The 23,898-nt window shown below is 64.9% G+C and carries 19 protein-coding genes and 1 pseudogene; 12 read left to right on the top strand and 8 right to left on the bottom strand.

Annotation, left to right across the window (positions count from 1 at the left end):
- The first annotated feature begins 275 nt into the window (after positions 1 to 275).
- A complete protein-coding gene (gene secA, locus SO156_RS30335) occupies positions 276 to 3,116 on the top strand; it encodes a preprotein translocase subunit SecA (protein WP_498537322.1) in 2,841 nt (946 codons plus the stop codon).
- Positions 3,117 to 3,491: 375 nt separating this feature from the next.
- On the opposite strand, the gene SO156_RS30330 is transcribed toward secA, so the two are convergent.
- The 5 genes from SO156_RS30330 to SO156_RS30310 form a co-directional block, all read right to left on the bottom strand.
- The gene (locus SO156_RS30330; RefSeq protein ID WP_498537321.1) at positions 3,492 to 4,340 is read right to left on the bottom strand and encodes a protein NO VEIN domain-containing protein; all 849 of its coding nucleotides are present in this window, start codon (positions 4,338 to 4,340) and stop codon (positions 3,492 to 3,494) included.
- A 90-nt stretch (positions 4,341 to 4,430) separates the two neighbouring features.
- The gene (locus SO156_RS30325) at positions 4,431 to 5,993 is read right to left on the bottom strand and encodes a L,D-transpeptidase family protein (protein WP_498537320.1); all 1,563 of its coding nucleotides are present in this window, start codon (positions 5,991 to 5,993) and stop codon (positions 4,431 to 4,433) included.
- 471 nt (positions 5,994 to 6,464) lie between these two features.
- The gene (locus tag SO156_RS30320; RefSeq protein ID WP_498537319.1) at positions 6,465 to 7,424 is read right to left on the bottom strand and encodes an acetyl-CoA carboxylase carboxyltransferase subunit alpha; all 960 of its coding nucleotides are present in this window, start codon (positions 7,422 to 7,424) and stop codon (positions 6,465 to 6,467) included.
- A 287-nt stretch (positions 7,425 to 7,711) separates the two neighbouring features.
- The gene (gene xerD, locus SO156_RS30315; protein ID WP_498537318.1) at positions 7,712 to 8,689 is read right to left on the bottom strand and encodes a site-specific tyrosine recombinase XerD; all 978 of its coding nucleotides are present in this window, start codon (positions 8,687 to 8,689) and stop codon (positions 7,712 to 7,714) included.
- A 17-nt stretch (positions 8,690 to 8,706) separates the two neighbouring features.
- On the bottom strand, positions 8,707 to 8,853 hold the full coding sequence (locus SO156_RS30310; RefSeq protein WP_458148626.1) for a histidine kinase: 147 nt from the start codon (positions 8,851 to 8,853) through the stop codon (positions 8,707 to 8,709).
- Between the two features lie 167 nt (positions 8,854 to 9,020).
- On the opposite strand from SO156_RS30310, the pseudogene SO156_RS30305 reads away from it, so the two are divergent.
- From SO156_RS30305 to SO156_RS30295, 3 genes and pseudogenes are all read left to right on the top strand, one after another.
- A pseudogene (locus SO156_RS30305) lies at positions 9,021 to 9,634 on the top strand (shikimate kinase).
- Positions 9,631 to 10,779 (top strand): 3-dehydroquinate synthase, encoded by a 1,149-nt coding sequence (gene aroB, locus SO156_RS30300; protein ID WP_498537317.1) that lies wholly within the window; start codon positions 9,631 to 9,633, stop codon positions 10,777 to 10,779. Before SO156_RS30305 ends, aroB begins: the two are co-directional and overlap by 4 nt.
- A gap of 27 nt (positions 10,780 to 10,806) precedes the next feature.
- A complete protein-coding gene (locus SO156_RS30295) occupies positions 10,807 to 12,111 on the top strand; it encodes an HlyC/CorC family transporter (protein ID WP_458148624.1) in 1,305 nt (434 codons plus the stop codon).
- A gap of 171 nt (positions 12,112 to 12,282) precedes the next feature.
- Here SO156_RS30295 and SO156_RS30290 read toward each other — a convergent pair whose 3' ends face one another.
- Positions 12,283 to 12,552, bottom strand: coding sequence for a BolA family protein (locus SO156_RS30290; RefSeq protein WP_458148623.1), 270 nt, complete (start codon positions 12,550 to 12,552; stop codon positions 12,283 to 12,285).
- Positions 12,553 to 12,672: 120 nt separating this feature from the next.
- On the opposite strand from SO156_RS30290, the gene SO156_RS30285 reads away from it, so the two are divergent.
- Complete coding sequence (locus tag SO156_RS30285) at positions 12,673 to 13,308, top strand: J domain-containing protein (RefSeq protein ID WP_458148622.1); 636 nt, start codon at positions 12,673 to 12,675, stop codon at positions 13,306 to 13,308.
- Positions 13,309 to 13,497: 189 nt separating this feature from the next.
- On the opposite strand, the gene SO156_RS30280 is transcribed toward SO156_RS30285, so the two are convergent.
- Positions 13,498 to 14,589, bottom strand: a complete 1,092-nt coding sequence (locus tag SO156_RS30280) for a citrate synthase/methylcitrate synthase (protein WP_498537316.1) — start codon at positions 14,587 to 14,589, stop codon at positions 13,498 to 13,500.
- A gap of 73 nt (positions 14,590 to 14,662) precedes the next feature.
- Between SO156_RS30280 and SO156_RS30275 the strand changes: the two genes are divergently transcribed.
- Positions 14,663 to 15,892: a citrate/2-methylcitrate synthase gene (locus tag SO156_RS30275; RefSeq protein ID WP_458148620.1), complete on the top strand. Its 1,230-nt coding sequence runs from the start codon at positions 14,663 to 14,665 to the stop codon at positions 15,890 to 15,892.
- Between the two features lie 187 nt (positions 15,893 to 16,079).
- On the opposite strand, the gene SO156_RS30270 is transcribed toward SO156_RS30275, so the two are convergent.
- Entirely contained in the window at positions 16,080 to 16,739 is a 660-nt protein-coding gene (locus tag SO156_RS30270; RefSeq protein WP_458148619.1) for a DedA family protein, read from the bottom strand.
- Between the two features lie 296 nt (positions 16,740 to 17,035).
- Here SO156_RS30270 and cobS point away from each other — a divergent pair, with 296 nt between their 5' ends.
- The 6 genes from cobS to SO156_RS30240 all read left to right on the top strand — a co-directional run bounded on the left by cobS (position 17,036) and on the right by SO156_RS30240 (position 23,496).
- Positions 17,036 to 18,034 carry a cobaltochelatase subunit CobS gene (gene cobS / locus SO156_RS30265; RefSeq protein WP_027524083.1) on the top strand — a complete coding sequence of 333 codons (999 nt, stop codon included), beginning with the start codon at positions 17,036 to 17,038 and terminating at the stop codon, positions 18,032 to 18,034.
- Positions 18,035 to 18,051: 17 nt separating this feature from the next.
- Positions 18,052 to 18,462: a GNAT family N-acetyltransferase gene (locus tag SO156_RS30260; protein ID WP_458148618.1), complete on the top strand. Its 411-nt coding sequence runs from the start codon at positions 18,052 to 18,054 to the stop codon at positions 18,460 to 18,462.
- Positions 18,459 to 20,363 carry a cobaltochelatase subunit CobT gene (gene cobT / locus SO156_RS30255; protein ID WP_458148617.1) on the top strand — a complete coding sequence of 635 codons (1,905 nt, stop codon included), beginning with the start codon at positions 18,459 to 18,461 and terminating at the stop codon, positions 20,361 to 20,363. The genes SO156_RS30260 and cobT overlap by 4 nt, the downstream gene beginning before the upstream one ends.
- Complete coding sequence (locus SO156_RS30250) at positions 20,360 to 21,433, top strand: esterase-like activity of phytase family protein (protein ID WP_498537315.1); 1,074 nt, start codon at positions 20,360 to 20,362, stop codon at positions 21,431 to 21,433. The genes cobT and SO156_RS30250 overlap by 4 nt, the downstream gene beginning before the upstream one ends.
- Positions 21,434 to 21,524: 91 nt before the next feature.
- A complete protein-coding gene (locus SO156_RS30245; RefSeq protein WP_498537314.1) occupies positions 21,525 to 22,220 on the top strand; it encodes a hypothetical protein in 696 nt (231 codons plus the stop codon).
- Positions 22,221 to 22,383: 163 nt separating this feature from the next.
- Complete coding sequence (locus SO156_RS30240) at positions 22,384 to 23,496, top strand: NADH:flavin oxidoreductase/NADH oxidase (RefSeq protein ID WP_498537313.1); 1,113 nt, start codon at positions 22,384 to 22,386, stop codon at positions 23,494 to 23,496.
- Positions 23,497 to 23,898: the final 402 nt, after the last annotated feature.

Raw genomic sequence — 23,898 nt, 5'->3', positions numbered from 1 at the left:
AACGCGAAAAACCTGTCAAAATGATGAATTAGCGGAAAGCCGGTCGCCGTTGACAAGGCTCAGGGTGGGCCATATCTCTGGCCGGTCGCGTCCATGGCGATAGCGTTTATTTTGCTGCGTTTTTGGCCGTTGAACCCAGATTTGCTCAATTCCCACCTATATGGCGGATGACCCCGGAACGGGGTCTTGGCCGCGAGGCGTCACGGTGAGTTGATAGGCAAGTTGGTGACAACCTCTTGGCTGCAACGCGGTAATCGCGAACACAGGAATTTGGCATGATCGGCGCGCTCGCCCGCAAGTTTTTCGGCTCCGCCAACGACCGGCGGGTGAAGGGATACCAATCCCGGGTCAACGCGATCAACGCGCTCGAGCCGGAACTCTCAAAACTCTCCGACGAAGCCCTCAAGGCCCGCACCGCCGAATTCAAGCAACAGCTCGCATCGGGCAAGTCGCTGGACGACCTCCTGGTGCCGGCCTTCGCCACGGTGCGCGAGGCCGCCAAGCGCACGCTCGGCCAGCGCCATTTCGACGTCCAGCTCATCGGCGGCATGGTGCTGCACGAGGGCGACATCGCCGAGATGAAGACCGGCGAAGGCAAGACGCTGGTCGCAACGCTCGCGGTCTATCTCAACGCGCTCGCCGGCAAGGGCGTCCACGTCGTCACCGTCAACGACTACCTCGCCCGTCGCGACTCCGGCTGGATGGGCCAGATCTACGGCTTCCTCGGCATGACCACCGGCGTGATCGTGCACGGGCTCGACGATACCGAGCGCAAGACGGCCTATGCCTGTGACATCACCTACGGCACCAACAACGAATATGGCTTCGACTATCTGCGCGACAACATGAAGTACCGGCTCGAGGACATGGTCCAGCGGCCGCACTACTACGCGATCGTCGACGAAGTGGACTCCATTCTCATCGATGAAGCCCGCACCCCGCTGATCATCTCCGGCCCGCTCGACGACCGTTCGGACTTCTACAACACCATCGACACCTTCATGCCGAAACTGGAGAAGGTCACGGACTACGAGGTCGACGAGAAGCAGCGCACGGTGACCTTGACCGAAGGCGGCATGGAGAAGCTCGAGACGCTGCTCCGCGACGCGGGCCAGCTCAAGGGCGAGTCGCTCTACGACGTCGAGAACGTCTCGGTCGTGCACCACGTCAACCAGGCGCTGCGCGCCCACACGCTGTTCACGCGCGACAAGGACTACATCGTTCGCGACGGCGAGGTCGTGATCATCGACGAATTCACCGGACGTATGATGCCGGGCCGGCGCTATTCGGAAGGCCTGCACCAGGCACTCGAAGCCAAGGAGCACGTCGCGGTTCAACCCGAGAACCAGACGCTCGCCTCGATCACCTTCCAGAACTACTTCCGCATGTACGAGAAGCTGGCGGGCATGACCGGCACGGCGGCGACCGAAGCCGACGAATTGTTCGACATCTACAAGCTCGAGGTCTTGGAGATCCCGACCAACCTGCCGGTCGCGCGTCTGGACGAAGACGACGAGGTCTACCGCACCCAGAAGGAAAAATACGTCGCCATCCTCGCCGAGATCGAGCGCGCCAATGCGCGCCTCCAGCCGGTGCTGGTCGGCACGGCGTCGATCGAAAAGTCGGAAGTGCTCGCCGAGTTCTTGAAGCAGAACGGCTACAAGCAGATCGATTTCGGTAAAGAAAGCGCGTTGGAAAAGCTCTACACCGCCGCCCGCGCCGGCAAGCCCGCAAAGCTTTTCGCGGTGCTGAACGCGCGCTTCCACGAGCAGGAAGCCTACATCGTGGCGGAGGCCGGCGTTCCCGGCGCGATCACGATCGCGACCAACATGGCCGGCCGCGGCACCGACATCAAGCTCGGCGGCTCCCTGGAGATGCGTATCCAGCAGGAGACCGCAGGGATCGAGGACGAAGCCGAGAAGGCCAAAAAGATCGAGCAGATCAAGGCCGACATCGAGCATTTCCGCGACATCGTGCTGAAAGCCGAGGAGACCGTCGAGATCGAGCCGGCCAAGGGCTCAAAGCCCGCCAAGACCGTGAAGAAGCCCGGAGGCCTCTACATCATCGGCTCCGAGCGTCACGAGTCCCGCCGCATCGACAACCAGCTCCGCGGCCGTTCGGGCCGCCAGGGCGACCCCGGTCGCTCGAAGTTCTTCCTGTCGCTGGAAGACGATTTGATGCGCATCTTCGGCTCGGATCGTCTCGACAGCATGTTGCAGCGGCTCGGCCTGAAAGAGGGCGAGGCCATCATCCATCCCTGGATCAACAAGGCACTCGAGAAGGCGCAGCAGAAGGTCGAGGCGCGCAACTTCGACATCCGCAAGAACTTGCTCAAGTTTGACAACGTCCAGAACGACCAGCGCAAGGTGATCTTCGACCAGCGCGTCGATCTGATGAAGGACGAGAACGTCGCCGAGACCATCGCCGACATGCGCCACGCCTTCATCGAGGACCTCGTCGCCAAGCACGTGCCCGAGCATGCCTATGCCGAGCAGTGGGACGTCGCGGGGCTCAAGGAAGAGCTGAAGCGCGTGCTCGATCTCGACTTGCCGGTCGATGACTGGGCCAAGGAAGAGGGCATCGCGGACGAGGAATTGCTCACCCGCATCGAGACCCGCGCCGACGAGCACATGGCGGCCAAGGTCGCGCAGTGGGGTCCCGACGTGATGCGTTACGTCGAGAAGACCATCTTGCTGCAGACGCTCGATCACCTCTGGCGCGAGCACCTCATCATGCTCGACCATCTGCGCCAGGTCATCGGCCTGCGCGGCTACGGCCAGCGCGATCCGTTGCAGGAGTACAAGACCGAGGCCTTCAATCTCTTTCAGGAGATGAGCGCGCATCTGCGCGAGGCCGTCACCGCGCAGCTCATGCGCGTCGAGATCATCCCGCCGGAGCAGGAAGCGCCCATCCTGCCCGCGATGGAAGCGCACAAGCTCAATCCGGATACCGGCGAGGACGAGATGGCCTTCGCCAACGTGACGCTAGCCCCGCAGGCCAACGCCGCGCAGCGCGATCCGAAGAACCCGGCATCCTGGGGCAAGGTCGGCCGCAACGAAGACTGCCCCTGCGGCAGCGGCAAGAAGTACAAGCACTGCCATGGGCGATATGCGTGAGAGGTGCGTACGTGAAGCGGGACTCTCTCGCCTCACTCTCCTCTCTCAACGCCCGCTAACTAGCTGTCCGTCATCCTGAGGTGCGAGCCGTGCCGAGCACGGTGAGCCTCGAAGTATGAACGGCCGAGATCCAGCTCGGCCGTCGCCTTCGAGGCGTCCGCTACGCTTCGGCACCTCAGGGTGAGCGCCCGAGCGCAGGTTTCGCTCCCTCCCTTCGTCATTCCGGCCGCGCGCCAGCGCGAGCCCGGAATCCATTGCGCGGTCCTCTCTGCGGCCCGATGGATTGCGGGCTCGCGACTTCGTCGCGCCCGGAACGACGGAAAATCTCAGAAGCTGTCAGGGTGACGGTCAGACAGCGTCGCTCCCGGCGATGCGCTATCTCAGCTCGGCAGTGAACGTAGTCGGCGTCATCAGCAGCTTGTCTTCAAGCGGCGGAGCTATCTCGAACATCTGCGCGCGGTTACGGAAGTGGAAGACCCGTCGAATCCGGTACACATCCCTTCGTTCTGCCGCAACGTCAACCTCTCGCCTGGTAAGCCAAAATGCCGTGCGTTCATGGCCACATGTCGTCTTGATCTCTAGTAGGCGTTCTTGGCCATCAGGCTCAAAGGATCGGACGTCGTAACCGTATCCGTCGCCGTCCAGGTCCGACACCCACCGAACCTCAGCGGCAAGGTCGTCACGCCCAGCCCGCCCTAAGCGGTCGCGTTCGAACTCCACGACGAATCTCTCACCGGCTTTTCCTAACTCGCGATTTCTGGCGTCCCGCTCGGCGGGATCGAATTTCCCAACCAGTCGTCGGATAGCTGGTGTCAGCGTCTTGTCCAAATCGGCGAATGAAGGCGGGGGAACGAAGGTCGCCTCGTCGTTCAGTGCCAGCGGTTGAGTATCTGCGCTTGCGGGATAGAGGAAATCCGGCTCTCGCCCGACGTTGCGTTCAACGGCCGCCACCAAGGCGTCCTGATAGTGCGCCAACGGCTTGTAGCCATTGATCCATTGCGCCCCGAGCATGTCCAAAACGGCGGAGATGTTCTGAAGCTTGCGCTCAATTGATCCTTCGGACCGGTGGACGGCATTCATAAGTTGCCGCCGGTTAGCCGCCTTGCTGTAGGGAACGCCCGCTCTTTCCGAGGCCAACATCCGGAAATAGCTGTCGACCACGGCGGAGATCTCGCTCTCCGTCCAATGCGTCCCTGCGATCCCTTCGATGCGCTCCCGGTCCAAGTCGCAACCCCTCGGACTTAGAGCGTATCAGGAGATGCCGTGAGTACAATGCGGCCTGCGAATGCAGAAGGTGCGGTGACTATCGAAGCTCTACTTCACCGCCCCGAACCGGGTGTCGAACGAATTCGACGACATCACCGGCGCGGCGCCTGCGAGCTGCGCATCTTTGCTGCCGGCATCAGCCGTGCTGCCCGACACCGACGGCTTCAGCGGCGGGCGTGAGGCGGCGACCTTGGTGTCGGCCGGCTTCGGCTCGGCGGGCTTGGCGGCTGCGACCGGCTTGGCCGTTTCCTTGGCCGCATCCTTCGCGTCCTTCGCTGTGCCGTGTCCCGGCACGAACCGGGTCACCGCGGCCTTCAGCCGGGATGCCGCCGTGGGCGGAGTTGCCGTAGCGGTGGTGGCCGGCGGTGATGTGGTCGCCGTGGTGTCGGCGGTGCCCATGCCCATCTTGCGGGCAAGGCCTGAGAAGAAGCCGCCGCCTTGCGAATTCTCTTGGGACTTCTCGGTGGGCGCGGCGGACGCGACGCGGGTGTTGCTGGCCTGCGCGGGGGCGGCCACGACCGGCTCGCTCTGCGGGCTTGCTGCGACAGGCTCGAGGTTCGGCCTCGGTGGATTGACCGTGCCGGGGATGGTGCCGGGCGCCTTCGACATCGCCAGCATCTGGAGCGTGTTGCCTTCGGCGCCCTCGGACAGGCCGGTCGAGCCCTCCGGAATCTTCGCGGCGAACACTTTATTCATGCCGCCGTCGATGCCGGTGTTCATGCGCGCCATTGGCGTGCCCTTGGCGACGAGCCTGGCGTATTCCGCCTCGTCCTTCTCCTGCTTCTCGCGCACGGCGTTCGCGATGTCGTCGGGGATCACATAGGCCGGACACTTTGCGGAGGCGTCGAACACCGGATCGCGCTTGGCGTCCGGCGTCTTTGCGGCGTCGAAGACGTATTTCTTCTCGCAGAAATCGACCCTCGGCTCCTGCCGCGTCACCTCGAAATGATCATTGCCTTCCTTGATCATCTTCCAGAAGGCCATGTTCGGATTGTTGCGGTGCTTGGCCATGTTCACCGGCGTCATTCGGAACGGATACGCCTGGAACTGAAATGCCTTCTGGCCGCCGAAGAAGGATTCGCGGCCGAGCGAATAGATCTCCGCGATCTGCTCGTCCGTCATTGCGTAGCAGCCGCGCGAGGAGCAGTCGCCGTGCACCATGAGCTGCGAGCCGGAGCGGCCGAGCGCGCGATCGAACGCGTTGGGATAGCCGGTGTTGAACGAGAGGTAATAGGCCGACTGCGGATTCATCTGGCTGGGGTTGATCGAATAGAACCCCTCGGGGGCTTGGCGGTCGCCTTCGCGCACCTTGGGGCCGAGATCACCAGACCAGCGGCAGATCGGATAGGTCTTGAGCAGCGCGAACTGGCCGGAGCGGGTCTGCTTCCAGACCTCGAGCTCGGCCTCCTGCTTGAACAGGCGGACCAGGATCGGCGATTGCAGATCCATGTCCTTCTCGGTCATCGCGGCGAGAAGCTTTGGCGGGACGGGCTGATTGGCCTTGGCGTTGGCGGCGAGCGACACCTGGTCGGTATCGCAGCCAGCCAGCAGCACGCTGGCGACAAGCGCAACCGACGTCAAAAGCGCGCGTGCAAGCGAGCTAGAAATCAAGATGGACCCCACACTCACCGGGCATGTCAGCGAAAACCCCATTTCTGGAGCATGGCCTGACCGGCGATCCGGACCCGCGGGAAGCGGGCTTTTTGCAGACCAAGCCCCAGCGCTTATGCCCTGAAGCCATTGATTAAAATCTTACCCTCTGGGCCAAACCGTCGCAACCCAAGTGCGGATCACGAGCCCGTTGCCCCATAGGGATGGTCAACAAAGACTAAATCACGGCGTAGCGGCCTAATTTGGGCTGGGATCGCCGATTCGGCCGAAAAAAGGGTTAATGGGGGTTTAGTGGGCTATTGAGGCCGTCATTCCGGATGGTCTCTCTCATGCCCCGGACGCAGCGCAGCGCCTTCAGCGGTGCGCTGCAGAGCCGGGGCCAATGCCGCAGGTGATTTGCAGGCATGCTGGGTCCCGGCTCTGCGGCGCGTCACTTCGTGCCGCAGAGCGTCCGGGACACGAGAGGCCGAATCACCCCAGTTTGCGGCCGATTTCGAGGAATTTCTGCCGGCGCTGCTTGCGGATGGCGTCGGCGTCCAGGTTACGCAGCTCATTGAAGGCCTGCTCGATCGCCTCGCCCGTGGTGGCGATCATGGCGGCAGGGTCGCGATGGGCGCCGCCGACCGGCTCCTTCAAAATGCTGTCGATCACGCCAAAGCGCAGCATGTCCTGGGCCGTGATCTTCATGCTGTTGGCGGCTTCCTGGGCCTTGGTGCCGTCGCGCCAGAGGATGGAGGAGGCGGCCTCCGGCGAGATCACGCTGTAGATCGCGTGCTCCAGCATCAGGACGCGATTCGCGGTGGTGATGGCGATCGCGCCGCCCGACATGCCCTCGCCAGTGATGATCGCAACGTTCGGCACGCCCAGCGACAGGCAGGCGTCCGTCGAGCGCGCAATGGCTTCGGCTTGTCCGCGCTCTTCCGCACCGATGCCGGGATAGGCGCCGGCAGAATCGACAATCGACAGTACGGGCAGGCCAAACCGCTCGGCCATCTCCATCAGCCGCACCGCCTTGCGGTAGCCTTCGGGCCGCGCCATGCCGAAATTGTGCTTGATGCGGCTGTCGGTGGAATCGCCCTTTTCCTGGCCCATCACGCAGATGGCTTCGCCGCGGAAGCGGCCGAAGCCTGCCACCAGCGCCTCGTCCTCGCCGAACTTGCGGTCGCCGGCGAGCGGGGTGAATTCGGTGACCAGGCCATTGATGAAATCGGAGAAGTGCGGCCGCTGCGGATGACGCGCGACCAGCGTCTTCTGCCACGGCGTCAAATTCGCATAGAGGTCGGCGAGCGCCTGCGCCGCCTTGTCCTCGATCTTGCCAACCTCCTCGGCGATGTCGCCGGAGGCCGAGAGCGTGCGCAATTCGTCGAGCTTGGAATCGAGCTCGGCGACGGGCTTTTCGAAGTCGAGATAGCTGCGCATGTGGTCTTGCATCGGCTCAATATAGGGAAGACGGGGCGAGGAGGCGAAACGGATTTGGGGCCGCGGATAGAAGTGTAGCTTCTTCAATGAGTTGGCTTGTGCGCACCGACGCAGCGCGCCAAATCACGGGCAGGAGACGGCTCTTTCTGCGGAGAAACGGCCGAAGTCAAGGCGGATGGTGTCAGCTTTGTAGCCCGGATGAGCGTAGCGAAATCCGGGGCAAGTGGTGCTTCGGGCGCCGGTCCCGGATGTCGCTGCGCTCATCCGGGCTACGGCAGCTGCGATTCGGCCGCGAGACCTTACTTCTCCGCCAGCGGGTGCAGGTCGCGCACCAGGCTCTTCAGCCGCTCCTCAACCACATGAGTGTAGATCTGCGTCGTCGAGATGTCGGTGTGGCCGAGCAGCGTCTGCACGATGCGCAAATCGGCGCCGTTGTGCAGGAGGTGGCTGGCAAAGGCGTGACGCAGCACGTGCGGGGAGACGAGGCGCGCCTGAAGGCCGGAGGCAACCGCGAGCTCCTTCAGGTCGCGCGCAAAATGCTGCCGCGTCAGGTGGCCGCTCTCGCCGAAGGAGGGAAACAGCCATTTTGACGTCGCGAGGCTGCCTTTCTTGCTCGCCTTGCCGTCGCCCTTGTCGCTCTTCGCCGCATCGGTTGCGGCAAGATAATCCGCCATCGCCTGCCGCGCGGCCTCGTTGAGCGGCACCAGGCGCTCCTTGTTGCCCTTGCCGCGCACCACGATCATCCGCGCGTCGCGTTTTGCGGCCGAGCGCGGCAGCGAGACCAGCTCGGAGACACGCAGGCCGGTAGCGTAGAGTACTTCCAGCAGGCAATAGAGCCGCAAGCTGCGCAGCCGCTGCGAGGGCGAAGCATCTGCCATCTCGCCCAGCTCCTTCGCGCGCGTCAGCATGCGATCGACGTCGGCAATCGACAGCACCTTCGGCAGGCCGCGGCCGCGCTTCGGCCCCGAGAGGATCGCGGCGGGATCATCGCTGCGGATCCGCTCGTTGAGCAGGAAGCGAAACAGGTGCCGCATCGCCGACAGGCGCCGCGCGACGCTGGTGGATTTGAAGCCGCGCGTATCGAGATCAGCGAGATAGTCGCGCAAGACTTGCGTGTCCGCACCGATGAAATCCCGGCCTTTGTGGCTGAGGAAGTCGGAGAAGTCGGTGAGGTCGCGGCGGTAGGCGTCGAGCGTATTTGGGCCGGCGCCCTGTTCCGCCGCGAGCATGTCGAGGAACAGGCCGGTCAGTTGAATATTTGAGGGCTTGGTTGGCATGCCCCGGAGGCTAGCGCCTATTTCTTGAGAAATTTGTCAGGCGGGATGGTCACCGTCATTTCCCGCGGCTTTGGATTGACGAAATTGGCCAGCGTGAAGATCACGCCATAGACGATGCCGGCGAGCACGGCGACGACCGTCAGGAAGCGGAACAGGCTGGGCATCGGGCCAAGTCTCGGTAAGGGTCTCGGTGGGGTCTCGTCGGGACGAATTAACCAATGAAATCATCCAACATGTTCGCCGTTTCGTGGCAAGAGTCTCTGGCGAGGGCCCGTTCGGGGTCGTATAGGTGGCCCGAATGCCGCCTTTGGCGGCAGATTGAGCGAGGTCCATGTCCGAAGCCGCCATGCCAGCCCCAAGCTCGCCCGAGCCCGACATCCTGTCGGCGCTTGCGGGCCGCTCGATCGTGCTGGTCGGCATGATGGGGGTCGGCAAATCCACCATCGGGCGGCGCCTCGCGGCCCGGCTCAAGCTGCCCTTCGTCGATGCTGACACCGAGATCGAGGCGGCCGCCGGCATGACCATACCGGAAATTTTCGAGCGCCACGGCGAGCCTTATTTTCGCGACGGCGAGACGCGGGTGATCGCGCGCCTCCTGGACGGCGGCCCGCTGGTGCTCGCCACCGGCGGCGGCGCCTTCATGCGCGAAGAGACGCGGGCGCGCATCGCGGCCAAGGCGGTCTCGATCTGGCTCCGGGCGGATCATGACGTCATCATGCGGCGGGTGCGCCGCCGCGCCGATCGCCCGCTGCTGCAAACCGCCGATCCGGAAGGGACGGTGACCCGGCTGCTGAGCGAGCGCGAGCCGGTCTACCAGAATGCCGACCTCACGATCTCCTCGCGCGACGTGCCGCATGACCGGATCGTGGAGGAGTGCCTCGAGACGCTGCGCGACCATCTCTGCGGCGCGCCTCACCCTTCGATGTAGCGAGTGCCGCGAGATGACCGCGCCGTTGAAACATTCAGATCCTGTTATCGTCGACGTCGCGCTCGGCGAGCGCACCTATGACATCATCATCGGCCGCGACGTGCTGGTCTCGCTCGGCGCGCGCGTCGCGACCTTGCGTCCCGGCGTGCGCACCGCGATCGTGACGGATCGCACCGTTGCAAGGCATTGGCTGGAGCCGACTGAAGCTTCGCTCGCGGCCGCGGGCATCCCGACCTCGCGCATCGTCGTCGAGGAAGGCGAGATCTCCAAGACCCATGCCGGGCTCGAAAAGGTCAGCGAGGCGCTGATCGCTGCGAAGATCGAGCGCAACGATCTCGTCATCGCGCTCGGCGGCGGCGTGGTCGGCGATCTCGCCGGCTTTGCGGCGGCGATCCTGCGGCGCGGCGTCGATTTCGTGCAGGTGCCGACCTCGCTGCTGGCGCAGGTCGATTCATCGGTCGGCGGCAAGACCGGCATCAACTCGCCGCAGGGCAAGAATCTGCTCGGCGCCTTCCACCAGCCGGTGCTCGTCATTGCCGACACCGCCGTGCTCGACACGCTGTCGCCGCGGCAGTTCCGCGCCGGCTATGCCGAGGTCGCCAAATATGGCGTGCTCGGCGACGAGGCCTTCTTCGCCTGGCTGGAGAAGAACCACGCCGATATCTTCAAGGGCGGCTCGGCGCGCGAGCACGCGATCGCGACCTCCTGCCGCGCCAAGGCGGGCGTCGTGTCGCGTGACGAGCGCGAGACCGGCGAGCGGGCGCTGCTCAATCTCGGCCACACCTTTGGTCACGCGCTGGAAGCTGCCACCGGCTTCTCCGACCGGCTGTTCCACGGCGAGGGCGTGTCCATCGGGATGGTGCTGGCGGCGGAGTTTTCCGCAAAGCTCGGCATGATCGGTGCGGCGGACGCGGCGCGCGTCGAACGTCACCTTGCGGAAGCAGGGTTGCCGACGCGGCTCCAGGACATCGCCGGCTTCGCCCAGGAAGGGCTTGCCGACGCCGACGCGCTGCTGGGGCTGATGGCGCAGGACAAGAAGGTCAAGCGCGGCAAGCTCACCTTCATCCTGCTGGAGGCTGTCGGGCGCGCTGTGATCGCAAAAGACGTCGAGCCGTCGCTGGTACGCGATTTCCTCAACGACAAGCTCGCGCGCAAGGCGTGATGAGCGATTGATATCGGCGGTTGGGTCATGGATTGGCTCGGTTTTTCCATCGTCGTCTTCTGCCTTCTGGTCTCGGCGTTCTTCGCCGCGAGCGAGACCGCGCTGACCGGCGCCTCGCGCGCCAGCATGCTGCGGCTCTCCAAGCAGGGGCATCGCGAGGCCGACGTCGTCTCCCAGTTGCTCGACATGCGCCAGCGTCTGATCGGCGCGCTGCTGCTCGGCAACAACATCGCCAACATCGGGGCCTCGGCGATTGCGACCGGTATCTTCACCACCTGGTTCGGCGAGGTCGGCGTGCTCTATGCGACCGGCGTGATGACAGCACTGGTCGTGATCTTCGCGGAAGTCTTGCCAAAAACCATCGCCATCAACGCGCCCGACCGCGTCGCGCTCGCCGTGGCGCGGCCGATGCGGCTGACGATGTACGTGCTCGGGCCGCTCTTGACGGTGGTGGAAGTCATCGTGCGCCTGTTGATGCGGCTGTTTGGCCTCGCCGGCGAGCACCAGGCGATCCTGTCGCCGACCGAGCGCCTGCGCGGCGCGGTCGACCTCTTGCACCATGAAGGCAAGGTCGAGAAGCAGGACCGCGACATGCTCGGCGGCCTCCTCGACCTGCGCGAGCTCCAAGTTTCAGACGTCATGATCCATCGCACCGAGATGATGATGATCAATGCCGACCTGCCGCCGGAGGATCTGGTGCGCGAGGTGCTGGCGACCGAATACACCCGCATTCCGCTGTGGCGCGACAAGCCCGAAAACATCATCGGCGTGCTGCATGCCAAGGACCTGTTGCGCGCCATTCGCGCCTCCGAAGGCGACACCTCGCGCATCGACGCCTCGACCATCGCGCTGCCGCCCTGGTTCGTGCCGGAGATGCGCACCGTGTCCGAGCAGCTCAAGGCGTTTCGCCGCCGCAAGACCCATTTCGCGCTCGTCGTCGACGAGTACGGCGAAGTTGAAGGTCTTGTGACGCTGGAAGATATTTTGGAAGAGATCGTCGGCGATATCTCCGACGAGCACGACGTCGTGGTCGCGGGCGTGCGCGCCCAGCCAGACGGCTCGGTCGTGGTCGACGGCTCGGTGCCGATCCGCGATCTCAATCGTGCGATGGACTGGCGTCTGCCTGATGAAGAGGCAACCACGGTCGCAGGCCTCGTCATTCACGAGGCGCGCTCGATCCCCGACCGCGGCCAGAGTTTTACGTTCCACGGCTTCCGCTTCCGTGTGCTGCGCCGCGAGCGCAACCGCATCACCGCACTCCGTATTTCACCGGTGCCGCGCGAAGCGGAGGTGGAGGAAGCCAAGCCGAGGCGGGCCGGGACGTCGTTTTGATGCTTACCCTCCCCTGGAGGGGGAGGGTCGATCGCGCGTAGCGCGAGCGGGGTGGGGTGATCTCTCAGCACGGGCGGTGTTCGACGCGGAGAGACCGTCACCCCACCCCGCTACGCATTGCGCTTCGCTTCATGCGTAGCGACCCTCCCCCTCCAGGGGAGGGTAAGCGATTCAACCTTCCCCCGGCGCCTGCGCGTGGATGGCGAGGGCGTGCACGCCGCCGGAAAGTTCCGCGGCCAGCGTCGCATTAATCATGCGGTGACGCTCGACCCGGCTCTTCCCTTTGAAGGCATCAGACACGATATAAACCCGGAAATGCGTCTCGCCGCCGGCCCGGTGGCCCGCATGGCCTTCATGCAAATGTGATTCATCGACCACTTGCAGGCTGTCCGGCGAGAAAGCTTCGCGCAACTTGTTGCTGATAGTGTCTTGTGTAGCCATGTCGTTGCCGGTCCTGTGAGCCATTAAGTCGCGCGATCGCGTTACTTTAGTTCCCGTGCTTTTACGCTAATCGCAATGTCAAGACTTGAAGGTTTTCGCATTGCGTAGTCAAAGTCAGTCATGCCGATCGATTCATCAAAATTCTTCGACTCCATCCGCGTCAAGCCGAGAGGTGCGAAGCCGGAAGCGAAGCCGCGCGAGACCGTGGTCGCCTGCGAATGGACCGGTTGCCAGAACAAGGGCAGCCACCGCGCGCCGAAGGGCCGCGAGAATTCGCGCGAGTACTGGCACTTCTGCCTGGATCACGTGCGCGAGTACAACCAGAATTACAATTTCTTCTCCGGCATGAATGCCGACGCGGTCGCGCGCTACCAGAAGGATGCGCTCACCGGCCACCGTCCGACCTGGAAGATGGGCGCCAATGGCGGCGTCAAGAAGGGGGCGGAAGCCGAGATCGATGGCGCCTTCGATCCGTTCAGCATGTTCGGCGAGATCAATGGCCGCGCCAACTGGCGCCGCGGACCGGAAGCCCAGCCCAAGGCCGAAACGCGCAAGGTGATGAATGCCGAGCGCAAGGCGCTTCAGGTCATGGGCCTCGGCCCCAATGCCACGCTCGCCGACGTCAAGACGAAGTACAAGGCGCTGGTGAAGCAGCACCACCCTGATGCGAACGGCGGTGACCGCTCCACCGAAGACCGCCTGATCGAGATCATCAAGGCGTATAATTACCTGAAGACGGTGGTGAAGGAGGCGTAGGCTTCCTCTCGTCGTAGCTGTCGCCGCACTCTCTGGCGTCGTCCCGGACAAGCGTAGCGCAGATCCGGGACCCATAACCACAGGATGCAGTTTTGCGAAGACCCGTGGTTATCAGCTCGCGTCACAACCACTCCCTGGGGTAATGGGTCCCGGCTTTCGTCGGGACGACATTGTATTGCGCAGCCGCGTTTAGCTCGGCATCGCCCCCACATACGACGAGCTCGGCCGGATCAACCGTCCTGTCCGGCGATGCTCGAGCGCATGCGCGGTCCAGCCTGCAGCGCGCGCCACGGCGAAGATCGGCGTGAAGGCCTGGCGCGGGATCGCGAGGGCATCGAGCAGGATCGCGGTGAAGAACTCGACATTGGTCTCCAGCGGCCGCTCCGGATTCTTCTTGCGCAGCGCGGCGCGGATATAGGCCTCGACCTCGCCGGCAAAGGGCAGGTCGGCGCCATCGGCGGCGAGCCGCTCGATCGCGGCCTTCAGCACGTCGGCGCGCGGATCGCGCACGCGGTAGACACGATGGCCAAACCCCATCAGCCGCTCGCCGCGTGCGAGCGCTGCATCGACCCAGGGCTCGATCCGTTCGCTTGAGCCGATCGCATCCAGCATTTCCAGCACCGGCTCCGGCGCGCCGCCATGCAGCGGACCCGTCAGCGCGCAATAGCCGGCGGTGACGGCGGCGAACAGATCGGCCTGCGTCGAAGCCACCACGCGCGTGGCGAAGGTCGAGGCGTTCATGCCGTGATCGCAGACGGTGACGAAATAGGCATCCAGCGCCGCGACCTCGCGCGGCTCGGGCACAGCGCCACGCAGCATTTTGAGCGTGTCGGCGGCATGGCTCGCATTCGGATCCGGCGCCACCGGATCGAGCCCTTTCGCGCTCTGCACCAGTGCGCCAGCGATCACCGGAAACGCGCCGACAATGGTCGCCTCGTGCTCCAGCCCGTTCTCGGCGTGAAGGCCCGCGACCGCCGCGCGAAACCCGTCGATGATGCCCATGCCGCGGGTTGCCGGCAAAAGGTCCGGCAGCCGCGCAAAGGCGCGTTCGCGTGCAAGCCCGAGACTCGCCCGCACATTGGCTTCGCTGAGCGTGCTTCTGGATGCGCCGTTCCACAGCCGGGCGGTGACGCCCTCGAAACTCGACTGGCTTGCGAGCGTGCCGACACGCTCGCCGGCAATGATCAGCTCGCCGCGCTCGCCATCGACATGGCTGAGCACGGTTTCGGCGGCGGGAACCCCGTCCAGCCCGATCTGGCTTTTGGTGAGATGGATGTTCATGACCTGTCTCCTTTCACGATGAGAAAGGTCAGGCCTCTCGACAGATTGATCAATCTTGATTACATAAATCAATATGAAAAATTCCGAGGAGCTGTACCTCTCGGCACGTGAGGCCGCCGCCGAGCTCGCGATCTCACCGGCGACGCTCTACGCCTATGTCAGCCGCGGCCTGATCCGCTCGGAACCGACGGCGGATTCGCGCAAGAACCGCTACCGAGCCGAGGACGTCCGCAGCCTGAAGGAGCGCCGCGCCCCGTCGCCCGAGCCGCGCGGCCTGCGCAGCTTCGACGCCGACCTGCCTGTCATGGACACCGAGATCGCGACCATCACAGAGGAGGGTGCGATCTATCGCGGGGTCAACTGTGTCGATCTTGCCGAGAGGGACACCCTGGAGCATGCCGCGACGCTGCTCTGGGACGTCTCCGGTGTCGATCCCTTTGCATCGGACAATTGCCCGCACGTCTCCGGCGAGATGCGGGCGATCGCGGAGGCCGCGCGCCGCGCCGCGCCGATCGACCGCGCCATCGCGGTGCTGGCGCTTGCCTCCAGCGCCGATCCCCGCGCCTTCACCCGCGCGCCCGATGGCCGCGCGATGGTCGGGGCGCGCATGGTCCGGCTGCTGGTTGCGACCATGCTCAATGCCGAGCCGTCGGCCGCGCCGCTGCATCAGCAGATCGCGCTCGCCTGGGCCCCCGACAACAAGCATGCCGCCGATCTCATCCGCCGCGCGCTGGTGCTGCTTGCCGAGCACGAATTGAATGCCTCGACCTTCACCGCGCGCTGCGCCGCCTCGACCGGCCTCAATCTCTATGATGCCGTCATCGCCGGTCTCGCTGCGCTCAAGGGCCCGAAGCATGGCGGCGCCGGCGTACTGGCCTCGCAGCTCGTGAAGACGCTGGTCGATCGCGACGTCGAGCCGATGGTGCGCGAGCGCGTCGCGCTCGGTGAGCATTTTGCCGGCTTCGGTCACGGCGTCTACAAGCGCGGCGATCCGCGCGCGCAGTCGCTGCTCAACGCGCTGGCGCGCGCAGGAGCGCCGCGGAAGTTCACCCGCGAAGTGCCCGAGCGGATTGCGGAGGCGACCGGCGAGCTCGTCAACATCGACTATGCGCTGGCAGTGCTCGTGCACGCCCTGCGCCTGCCGGCCGGCAGCGAGCTCGCGCTGTTCGCGATGGCCCGCAGCGTCGGCTGGATCGCGCACGCCAGCGAGCAGTTACAGCACGGAAGGCTGATCCGTCCGCGGGCGCGTTATGTTGGGCCCGCGCCGGGACGGAGGGCGACGGTAGCGGGATCGAAGAGTTAACGTAGGAAGCGCGTTGGTTGGATCGATCGGGCCACAGGCTCGCTCAACCTCTCCCGCTTGCGGGGGAGGTCGGCGCGAAGCGCCGGGTGGGGGCTCTCTCCGCATTGGGAGTATCGATTGCGGAAACACCCTCTCCCCAGCCCTCTCCCGCAAGCGGGAGAGGGAGCGCAGCTCCTGCGTGGCGCAATCACCCTCCCGGTTTCGCGGGCGCCAGATTGCCGCCGTGCCTCCGGCGGACGAACCAGATCACGAGGCCCACAATGATCGCGACGCCGACGACAGCGAGCATCCAGATATGCTTGGCGGGATGCCCGTGGTGCGGCAGGCCGGCATAGCTATGCCAGGCCGAAATCGCGAGGTCGCCCGGCAGCACGTGCGCTGGCGCCCAGACCAGGATCGCAGGGATGTTGACCGCGTAGAAGCGCGAAGGCCTCATGCCGAGCGCGCCGGCGGTGACCGGCACGAAAGCCCGGACTGGTGGGACAAAGCGGGCGAAGAACACCGCCCAGGTGCCGAAGCGGCGGAAGAAGGCCTCGCTCTCCTCGATCACGCGGGGATAGTTGGTCAAAGGCCAGCTATTGAGGATCTCGCGCTGCTGCTTGTGTCCGATCCAATAGGCCGAGCCGTCACCCAGAACGGCGCCGAGGACGGCTGCCAGCAGCACCCATTGCAGTTTCAGATCGCCGCCCGGAATCAGGGCGCTCAGCGCCAGAATGATGGTCGAGCCGGGAACGACCGAACCCACCACCGGAACCGCCTCCAGCAGCGCCGCGAGGAACAGGGTCAGGTACGCCAGCCCCGCATGGGCCGAGACGAAGTCTATGAAGGGATCGAGGAAGGACGTCACATCGTCTCTGTGTCGGGGAGGGGCGTTGGGGTTCAGTCCTTACATAAGTAGGGAGCTGCAACCAAAGTGCCAAAGATCGCTGCAGGGCACCTGCCGGGCGCGAAATTCGAGCGTGATTCGCAGGGCAGCCTTCCCAAAATCGCGCTCCTTGCCTATCTAAATGAAAAGACAACGGAACTTTGATTGGGGCGCGGGCTTCTGCCGGCACGTGGTCTCTGATAGGTTCGCAACTGCACCCAGCCGCAGCCAAAGTGCAAATAACTGGTCTCGGGACCGCCCGGGGCCTCGGAGGATGAATGACGACCGCCGCCCTGTCCAAAGTTGAGGAAGTCAACGGTTTGCCCGACATGAAGGTGTCGGTGCGCCAGGTCTTCGGGATCGACAGCGATCTCGAGGTGCCGGCCTATTCCGAAGTCGATCCTCATGTGCCCGAAGTCGACGCCGATTACCGTTTCGACCGCGCCACCACGCTCGCGATCCTCGCAGGTTTCGCCAAGAACCGCCGCGTCATGGTGACGGGCTATCACGGCACCGGCAAATCCACCCACATCGAGCAGGTCGCCGCGCGCCTGAACTGGCCGTGCGTGCGCGTCAACCTCGACAGCCATATCAGCCGTATCGACCTCGTCGGCAAGGATTCGATCGTGGTCAAGGACGGCAAGCAGGTCACCGAATTCCGCGACGGCATTCTGCCTTGGGCGCTCCAGCATAACGTCGCGCTGGTGTTCGACGAATACGACGCCGGCCGCCCGGACGTGATGTTCGTGATCCAGCGCGTGCTGGAGGTCTCCGGCCGCCTGACGCTGCTCGATCAGAACAAGGTGATCAAGCCGCATCCGGCGTTCCGCTTGTTTTCGACTGCCAACACCGTCGGCCTCGGCGATACCTCGGGCCTCTATCACGGCACCCAGCAGATCAACCAGGGCCAGATGGACCGCTGGTCGATCGTCACCACGCTCAACTATCTCGGCCATGACGAGGAAGTGGAGATCGTGCTGGCGAAGGCCAAGCACTATCGCACCCAGGAAGGCCGCGACATCGTCAACAAGATGGTTCGCCTTGCCGATCTCACCCGCAATGCCTTCGCCAATGGCGATCTGTCGACGGTGATGAGCCCGCGCACGGTGATCACCTGGGCAGAGAACGCCGACATCTTCGGCGATATCGGCTTCGCCTTCCGCGTCACCTTCCTCAACAAGTGCGACGAGCTCGAGCGTCCCCTGGTCGCCGAGTTCTATCAGCGCTGCTTCAATGCGGAGCTGCCGGAATCGGCGGTCAACGTGGCGCTCAGCTGATCCATGTAGTTTGAGTCATGGCAACCATCACCGTCGAGCGCACCGTTGGGACGACCAAGAAGGCTGTGCTCGCCGGGCTCATTGCCTACAACAATGAGCGGATGGGGAAGCAGAAGTACAAGCGCCTCGCGATTTCCCTGAAAGCGCGCGGCAAGATCGTCGGCGGCATCGTCGGAGGGGTCTGGACGCAGGTTCTGTTCATCCAGCTGTTCTGGATCGACCAGAAATTCCGCGGCAAGGACCACGGCACCAAGCTGATTGCGGCGATCGAGGACGAGGCGAGAAAGATCGGGGCGACCCGGGCTTATCTCGACACGATGAGTTTCCAGGCGCCGGGCTTCTACCGCGCTAGCGGCTACGAAGAATTCGGCGCCATTGACGGCTATCCTGGCGGCGTGACGCGCCATTGGTTTACGAAGTCGCTATGAGCAGCACATCCAACTCGAAATTCCGCAGCACCAAGGAAGCGCCGACCGAGCCGTTCAAGCGCTCGGTGGCGTCATGCCTGAAGGCGATCGCCAAGACACCCGAGCTCGACGTCAGCTTCGCCGCCGAGCGCCCCGGCCTTGCGCCCGGCAAGGCGCGGCTGCCGGAGCCCGCTCGCAAAATGACCAAGCGCGATGCTGCGGTCGTGCGCGGCCACGCCGACTCGATTGCGCTCAAGCTCGCCTGTCATGATCCGAAGCTGCACCGCAAGCTGATGCCGGGCAATCCGCAGGCACGCGGCGTGTTCGAGGCGGTGGAGCAGGCTCGGGTCGAGGCGATCGGCGCGCGCCGCATGGCGGGTGTTGCGAAGAACCTCACCGCGATGCTCGATGATCATTTCCATCGCGGCAAGTTCGACGAGATCACCGACCGGGCCGATGCGCCGCTGGCGGATGCGCTCGCGATGCTGGTGCGTGAACGCCTGACCGGAATGGCGCCGCCGGCAGCGGCCAAGAAGATGGTCGATCTCTGGCGGCCGACGCTGGAGGACAAGATCGGCAGACGGCTCGATCGGCTCGACAGCCTGGTCGAGAACCAGACCAAGTTCGGCGACGCCATCCATGACCTGTTGTCGGCGCTCGAGCTGGGTGACGAGCGCAACGCCGATTCCGACGAGGACGACAACCAGGACGACAACCGCGACGGCGACAACGATCAGGCCGGCGCGGAAGGCTCGCCCGATTCCGACGCCGCGCAGGAGATGAGCGCCGACCAGGCGCAGGCGACCACGGAGGAGATGAGCGAGAGCGCGATGGAAAGCGCGCAGGCCTCGACATCAGACACCTTCGACGATGGCGAGCTCGGCGACGACGAGACGCCGGGGGAAGCGACGCGGCCGAATTCGCGCGGGGCCAACGAGCCGCGCGGGCCGGAATATCATGCCTTCGCGCCGAAGTTCGACGAGGTGATCGCCGCCGAAGACCTCTGCGACCATGACGAGCTGGAGCGCTTACGCTCCTACCTCGACAAGCAGCTCGCGCATCTGCAGGGCATCGTCGCACGCCTCGCCAACCGCTTGCAGCGGCGGCTGATGGCGCAGCAGAATCGCGCCTGGGAGTTCGATCTCGAAGAGGGCATCCTCGACCCCGCACGTCTGTCGCGCGTGGTGACGGACCCCTATCACCCGCTGTCCTTCATGCGCGAGAAGGAGGCGACGTTCCGCGACACCGTGGTGACGTTGCTGCTCGACAATTCCGGCTCGATGCGGGGACGTCCGATCACGGTGGCGGCGACCTGCGCCGACATCCTGGCGCGCACGCTGGAGCGTTGCGGCGTCAAGGTCGAGATTTTGGGCTTTACCACGCGCGCCTGGAAGGGCGGACAATCGCGTGAGGCCTGGCTCGCCGCCGGCAAGCCGGCCAATCCCGGCCGCCTCAACGACCTCCGCCACATCATCTACAAGTCGGCGGACGCGCCGTGGCGCCGTGCGCGGAAAAACCTTGGCCTGATGATGCGCGAGGGGCTGCTCAAGGAGAACATCGACGGCGAGGCGCTCGACTGGGCGCACAAGCGCCTCTTGGGGCGCACCGAGCAGCGCAAGATCCTGATGATGATCTCGGACGGCGCGCCGGTCGATGATTCCACGCTGTCGGTCAATGCCGGCAACTATCTCGAACGGCACCTGCGGTACATCATCGAGGAGATCGAGACGCGCTCGCCGGTGGAGCTGATCGCGATCGGCATCGGCCATGACGTCACGCGCTACTATCGCCGCGCGGTGACGATCGTGGACGCCGAGGAACTTGGCGGCGCCATCACCGAAAAGCTCGCCGAGCTCTTCAGCGAGACGCACTCAGCGCCTGCGCAACCTGCGAGCCGGCCGCGCCGCAAACTGCATTCGTGACCACAGGTTTCTCCCGCCGCCAACTTCTCGCCCATGCGGCGGGAGCTGCCATATCAGCGCTCCCTTCGCTTGCGCGCGCTCAGCGCGCGACGGAGCCGCCGCCGAAATCTGCCGGCCACGCCGAGCACACCGTCACCGAGCCGGTCGCCATCGAGGTCAATGCGCGGCAGATCCCTTCGTTCGAGCCGCGCGATCGCGCACGCACCCGCTTCGGCGCGTTGGAGTATCGCAGCGGCCTGGTGCTGACCTCGCCCTATCGCGGCTTCGGCGGCCTTTCCGGCATCCGCTTCCTTGATAACAAAGGCGAGCGCTTCATCGCGCTCTCCGACCAGGGCGCATGGTTCAGCGGGACCATCCGTTACGCGGGGCGCGACATGGCCGGGCTCGATAACGTCGAGGCCGCGCCGATGCTCAACGCCGAGGGGCGGCCGATCACCGAGAAGCGCTACTGGTACGACACGGAATCGATCGCGCTCGACGGCTCCCTCGTCTATGTCGGGCTCGAGCGCGTCAATGCGCTGATGCGCTTCGATTTCGCGAAAGGCTTTACCCGCGCCCGCGGCGAGGTGCTGCCGCTGCCGCCCGCGGCGCGGACTTTGCCGCGCAACAAGGGGCTGGAGGCGCTGGTATTCGTGCCCAAGGGGCAGCCGCTCGCCGGCACGCTGATCGCGCTCTCCGAGCGCGGACTCGACCGCGACGGCAACCTGATCGCCTTCCTGATCGGCGGTCCCTCGCCCGGCCAGTTCAGCGTGCGCCGCACCGGAAATTTCGACATCAGCGACGCCGTGCTGCTGCCCTCCGGCGAGCTTCTGATCCTGGAGCGCAAATTCTCCTGGTTCACCGGCGTCAACATCCGCATCCGTTCGCTGGCGTTGAAGTCGATCGCGCCCGGCGCGCTGGTCGACGGCCCCGAGCTGTTCGCCGCCGATCTCGGCCACGAGATCGACAACATGGAAGGCATCGACGCCCATGTCGGTGCGGATGGCGAGACTGTGCTGACGATGGTCTCGGACGATAATTTCTCGTTTCTGCAGCGCACGTTGCTGTTGCAGTTCACGCTGGTGGAGTAGCGCACCTTGTCGTCCCGGGGCTCGCGACTTCGTCCCGCCCCGGGACGACAGTGGTGTTGAACGCGCAGCCGGAGAGCCGCGACATACCGTCATGCACCTCCCTCGCACTTTCCTCGCCGCCCTCGCTCTTACCCTCACCGCACTGTCGCCGGCCCACGCCACGGCTGAGCACGACTATGCCAAGGGAGAGTACGCCATCGTCACGGGCGGCAAGGCGCCGAACGGAAAACTGTCGATCGCCGTGCATGGCAGCGGCGAAGGCGGCCACGACAATTTCCACGCCTATCTGATGGCTGAGCCGGGCCACCGCCGGCTCGCGGTGCTCGACAACGTCTCGTCGGACAACAATCTCGATACCGCGCCGGACGCCTATCACGCCACCTGGTCGCCGGACTCGCACCACGTCGCCATCTCTTTCCGCAGCGATCGGCACATCGTGACGCTGAACCTCTACGCCATCGAAGGCGGCCGCGCGCAGCTGATCGCCGCGCCGGACCTGTTCCGCGACGTGACGGGACGCAAGATCGACCGCAAGACCGACGGCGACATGCGCACCTTCGATCCGGGCATCGAATGGCTGGGCCCGCGCCGCTTTCGCTTGTCCGAGTATCGGCTCTTCGTGATGCAGGATGCCGGGCTTGCCGACAAGCTCGACGCGTTCGGCAAGTCGAGCAAGATGGATGACGGCCGCTACTCGATCGAGTTCTCGGCGAAGGCCGAAGTCGAGCTTGTCAGCGGCGACCGCTTCCGCATCGGCAAGCCGGAGCCGGGCGCGTTCTGGGAGTAACTCCTTGATGTCGTCCTGGCTTTCGCCAGGACGCCAGCGGTGAACGGGGCCGCGCCTTGCAATGCACCGCGCCGCTAGCCGCCATTCCTCCTGCGCGGCTAGCATTCCTGCGCCCGCCCACTACACTTCCCCTCATCGCCCTCCATCCGCCGGAACATCACGCATGAGCGCCCTGTTTTCCCCGATCGAGCTGCGCGGCCTCTCCTTGAAGAACCGCATCATGGTGTCGCCGATGTGCCAGTATTCGGCCGAGGACGGCGTCGCCACCGACTGGCACTTCACCCACGTCAATTCGCTCTCGCTGTCGGGCGCGTCGGTGTTCTGCATCGAGGCGACGCATGTCGAGGCGATCGGGCGCATCACGCCGGGATGCCTCGGGCTCTACAGCGATGCCTGCGAGGCCGCGCTGAAGCCGATCATCGCCTCCGTGCGCAAGCATTCCACCGCCGCCGTCGCGATGCAGCTCGCGCATGCCGGCCGCAAGGGCTCTTCCGCGCGGCCCTGGGATGGCGGGCAGTTGATCGCCGTGGAGCAGGGCGGCTGGCAGACGGTTGCCCCAAGTGCGTTGCCGCACAAGGAGGGCGAGGCGGCCCCCACCGCGCTCGACCGCGCCGGCATGATCCGCATCCGCGACGCCTTCGTCGACTGCGCGCGCCGCGCGGAGCGCCTCGGCATCGACGCGATCGAGCTGCACGGCGCGCACGGCTATCTCATGCATCAATTCCTCTCGCCGATCTCCAACCACCGCACCGACGCGTATGGCGGCTCGCTCGAAAATCGCATGCGCTTTCCGCTCGAGGTGTTCGACGCGGTGCGCGCGGCTTTCCCGCATGACAAGCCCATCGGCATGCGGGTGTCCTCGACCGACTGGCTCGAGGACGGCTGGGACCTGCCGCAGACCATCGAATTCGTCAAAGCGCTGAAGAGCCACGGCATCGACTGGATCGACGCCTCCTCCGGTGGCGTGTCGCCGCTGCAGAAGATTCCGCTCGGCCCCGGCTACCAGGTGCCGTTCGCGGAGGCCATCAAGCGCGAGACCGGCGTGACGACGATCGCGGTCGGCCTGATCACGGAAGCACGGCACGCCGAGGAGATCGTCGCCTCGGGGAAGGCCGACATGGTCGCGCTTGCGCGGGCCATGCTCTACGATCCTCGCTGGGGCTGGCACGCCGCCGCCGAGCTCGGCGGTACCGTCGATGCCCCGCCGCAATACTGGCGCTCGCAGCCCTCGACGCAGAAGGCGCTGTTCGGCAAGACGACGTTCGGGGCGAGGTGAGGAGGGCGGTGCGTGCGTACATGTTGTGCGCATGAGTTGGGACGCCGTCGCCACATTCACAGTGTCGTCCCGGGGCGCGCGAAGCGCGAGCCCGGGACTCAAACCGCGCGATCCATCCGTAGCGCGCGGTGATCGTTGCTCGGCAGCGCAACTAACAGTCTTCGCCAAACTTCTCCCTGGGGGTATGGGTCCCGGATCAGCGCTCCGCTGCGCTGCGCTTGTCCGGGACGACAGTGGCGTGTGTTGCCCGTTCCTCACGCATCCTCACCACCACCTCGCATCACCCCTCCGTGACTCGACCAACCTTCCGCCACTGCCGAAATTAGCCTAACCTCGCCATCGCGAACCCCGCGAGGCCTGCCATGCGCTATGGTGTCCGGAAGTCTGCCCACGTGCTGGAGC

Source organism: Bradyrhizobium sp. UFLA05-125, assembly GCF_059803515.1.
This window is presented reverse-complemented; position numbering and strand designations above follow the sequence as displayed.

Coding starts and splice junctions, on each gene's coding strand:
- secA (WP_498537322.1), top strand. CDS start 276: ATGATCGGCGCGCTCGCCCGCAAGTTTTTCGGCTCCGCCAACGACCGG.
- SO156_RS30320 (WP_498537319.1), bottom strand. CDS start 7,424: ATGCAAGACCACATGCGCAGCTATCTCGACTTCGAAAAGCCCGTCGCC.
- xerD (WP_498537318.1), bottom strand. CDS start 8,689: ATGCCAACCAAGCCCTCAAATATTCAACTGACCGGCCTGTTCCTCGAC.
- SO156_RS30310 (WP_458148626.1), bottom strand. CDS start 8,853: ATGCCCAGCCTGTTCCGCTTCCTGACGGTCGTCGCCGTGCTCGCCGGC.
- aroB (WP_498537317.1), top strand. CDS start 9,631: ATGACCGCGCCGTTGAAACATTCAGATCCTGTTATCGTCGACGTCGCG.
- SO156_RS30295 (WP_458148624.1), top strand. CDS start 10,807: ATGGATTGGCTCGGTTTTTCCATCGTCGTCTTCTGCCTTCTGGTCTCG.
- SO156_RS30290 (WP_458148623.1), bottom strand. CDS start 12,552: ATGGCTACACAAGACACTATCAGCAACAAGTTGCGCGAAGCTTTCTCG.
- SO156_RS30285 (WP_458148622.1), top strand. CDS start 12,673: ATGCCGATCGATTCATCAAAATTCTTCGACTCCATCCGCGTCAAGCCG.
- SO156_RS30280 (WP_498537316.1), bottom strand. CDS start 14,589: ATGAACATCCATCTCACCAAAAGCCAGATCGGGCTGGACGGGGTTCCC.
- SO156_RS30275 (WP_458148620.1), top strand. CDS start 14,663: ATGAAAAATTCCGAGGAGCTGTACCTCTCGGCACGTGAGGCCGCCGCC.
- cobS (WP_027524083.1), top strand. CDS start 17,036: ATGACGACCGCCGCCCTGTCCAAAGTTGAGGAAGTCAACGGTTTGCCC.
- SO156_RS30260 (WP_458148618.1), top strand. CDS start 18,052: ATGGCAACCATCACCGTCGAGCGCACCGTTGGGACGACCAAGAAGGCT.
- cobT (WP_458148617.1), top strand. CDS start 18,459: ATGAGCAGCACATCCAACTCGAAATTCCGCAGCACCAAGGAAGCGCCG.
- SO156_RS30245 (WP_498537314.1), top strand. CDS start 21,525: ATGCACCTCCCTCGCACTTTCCTCGCCGCCCTCGCTCTTACCCTCACC.
- SO156_RS30240 (WP_498537313.1), top strand. CDS start 22,384: ATGAGCGCCCTGTTTTCCCCGATCGAGCTGCGCGGCCTCTCCTTGAAG.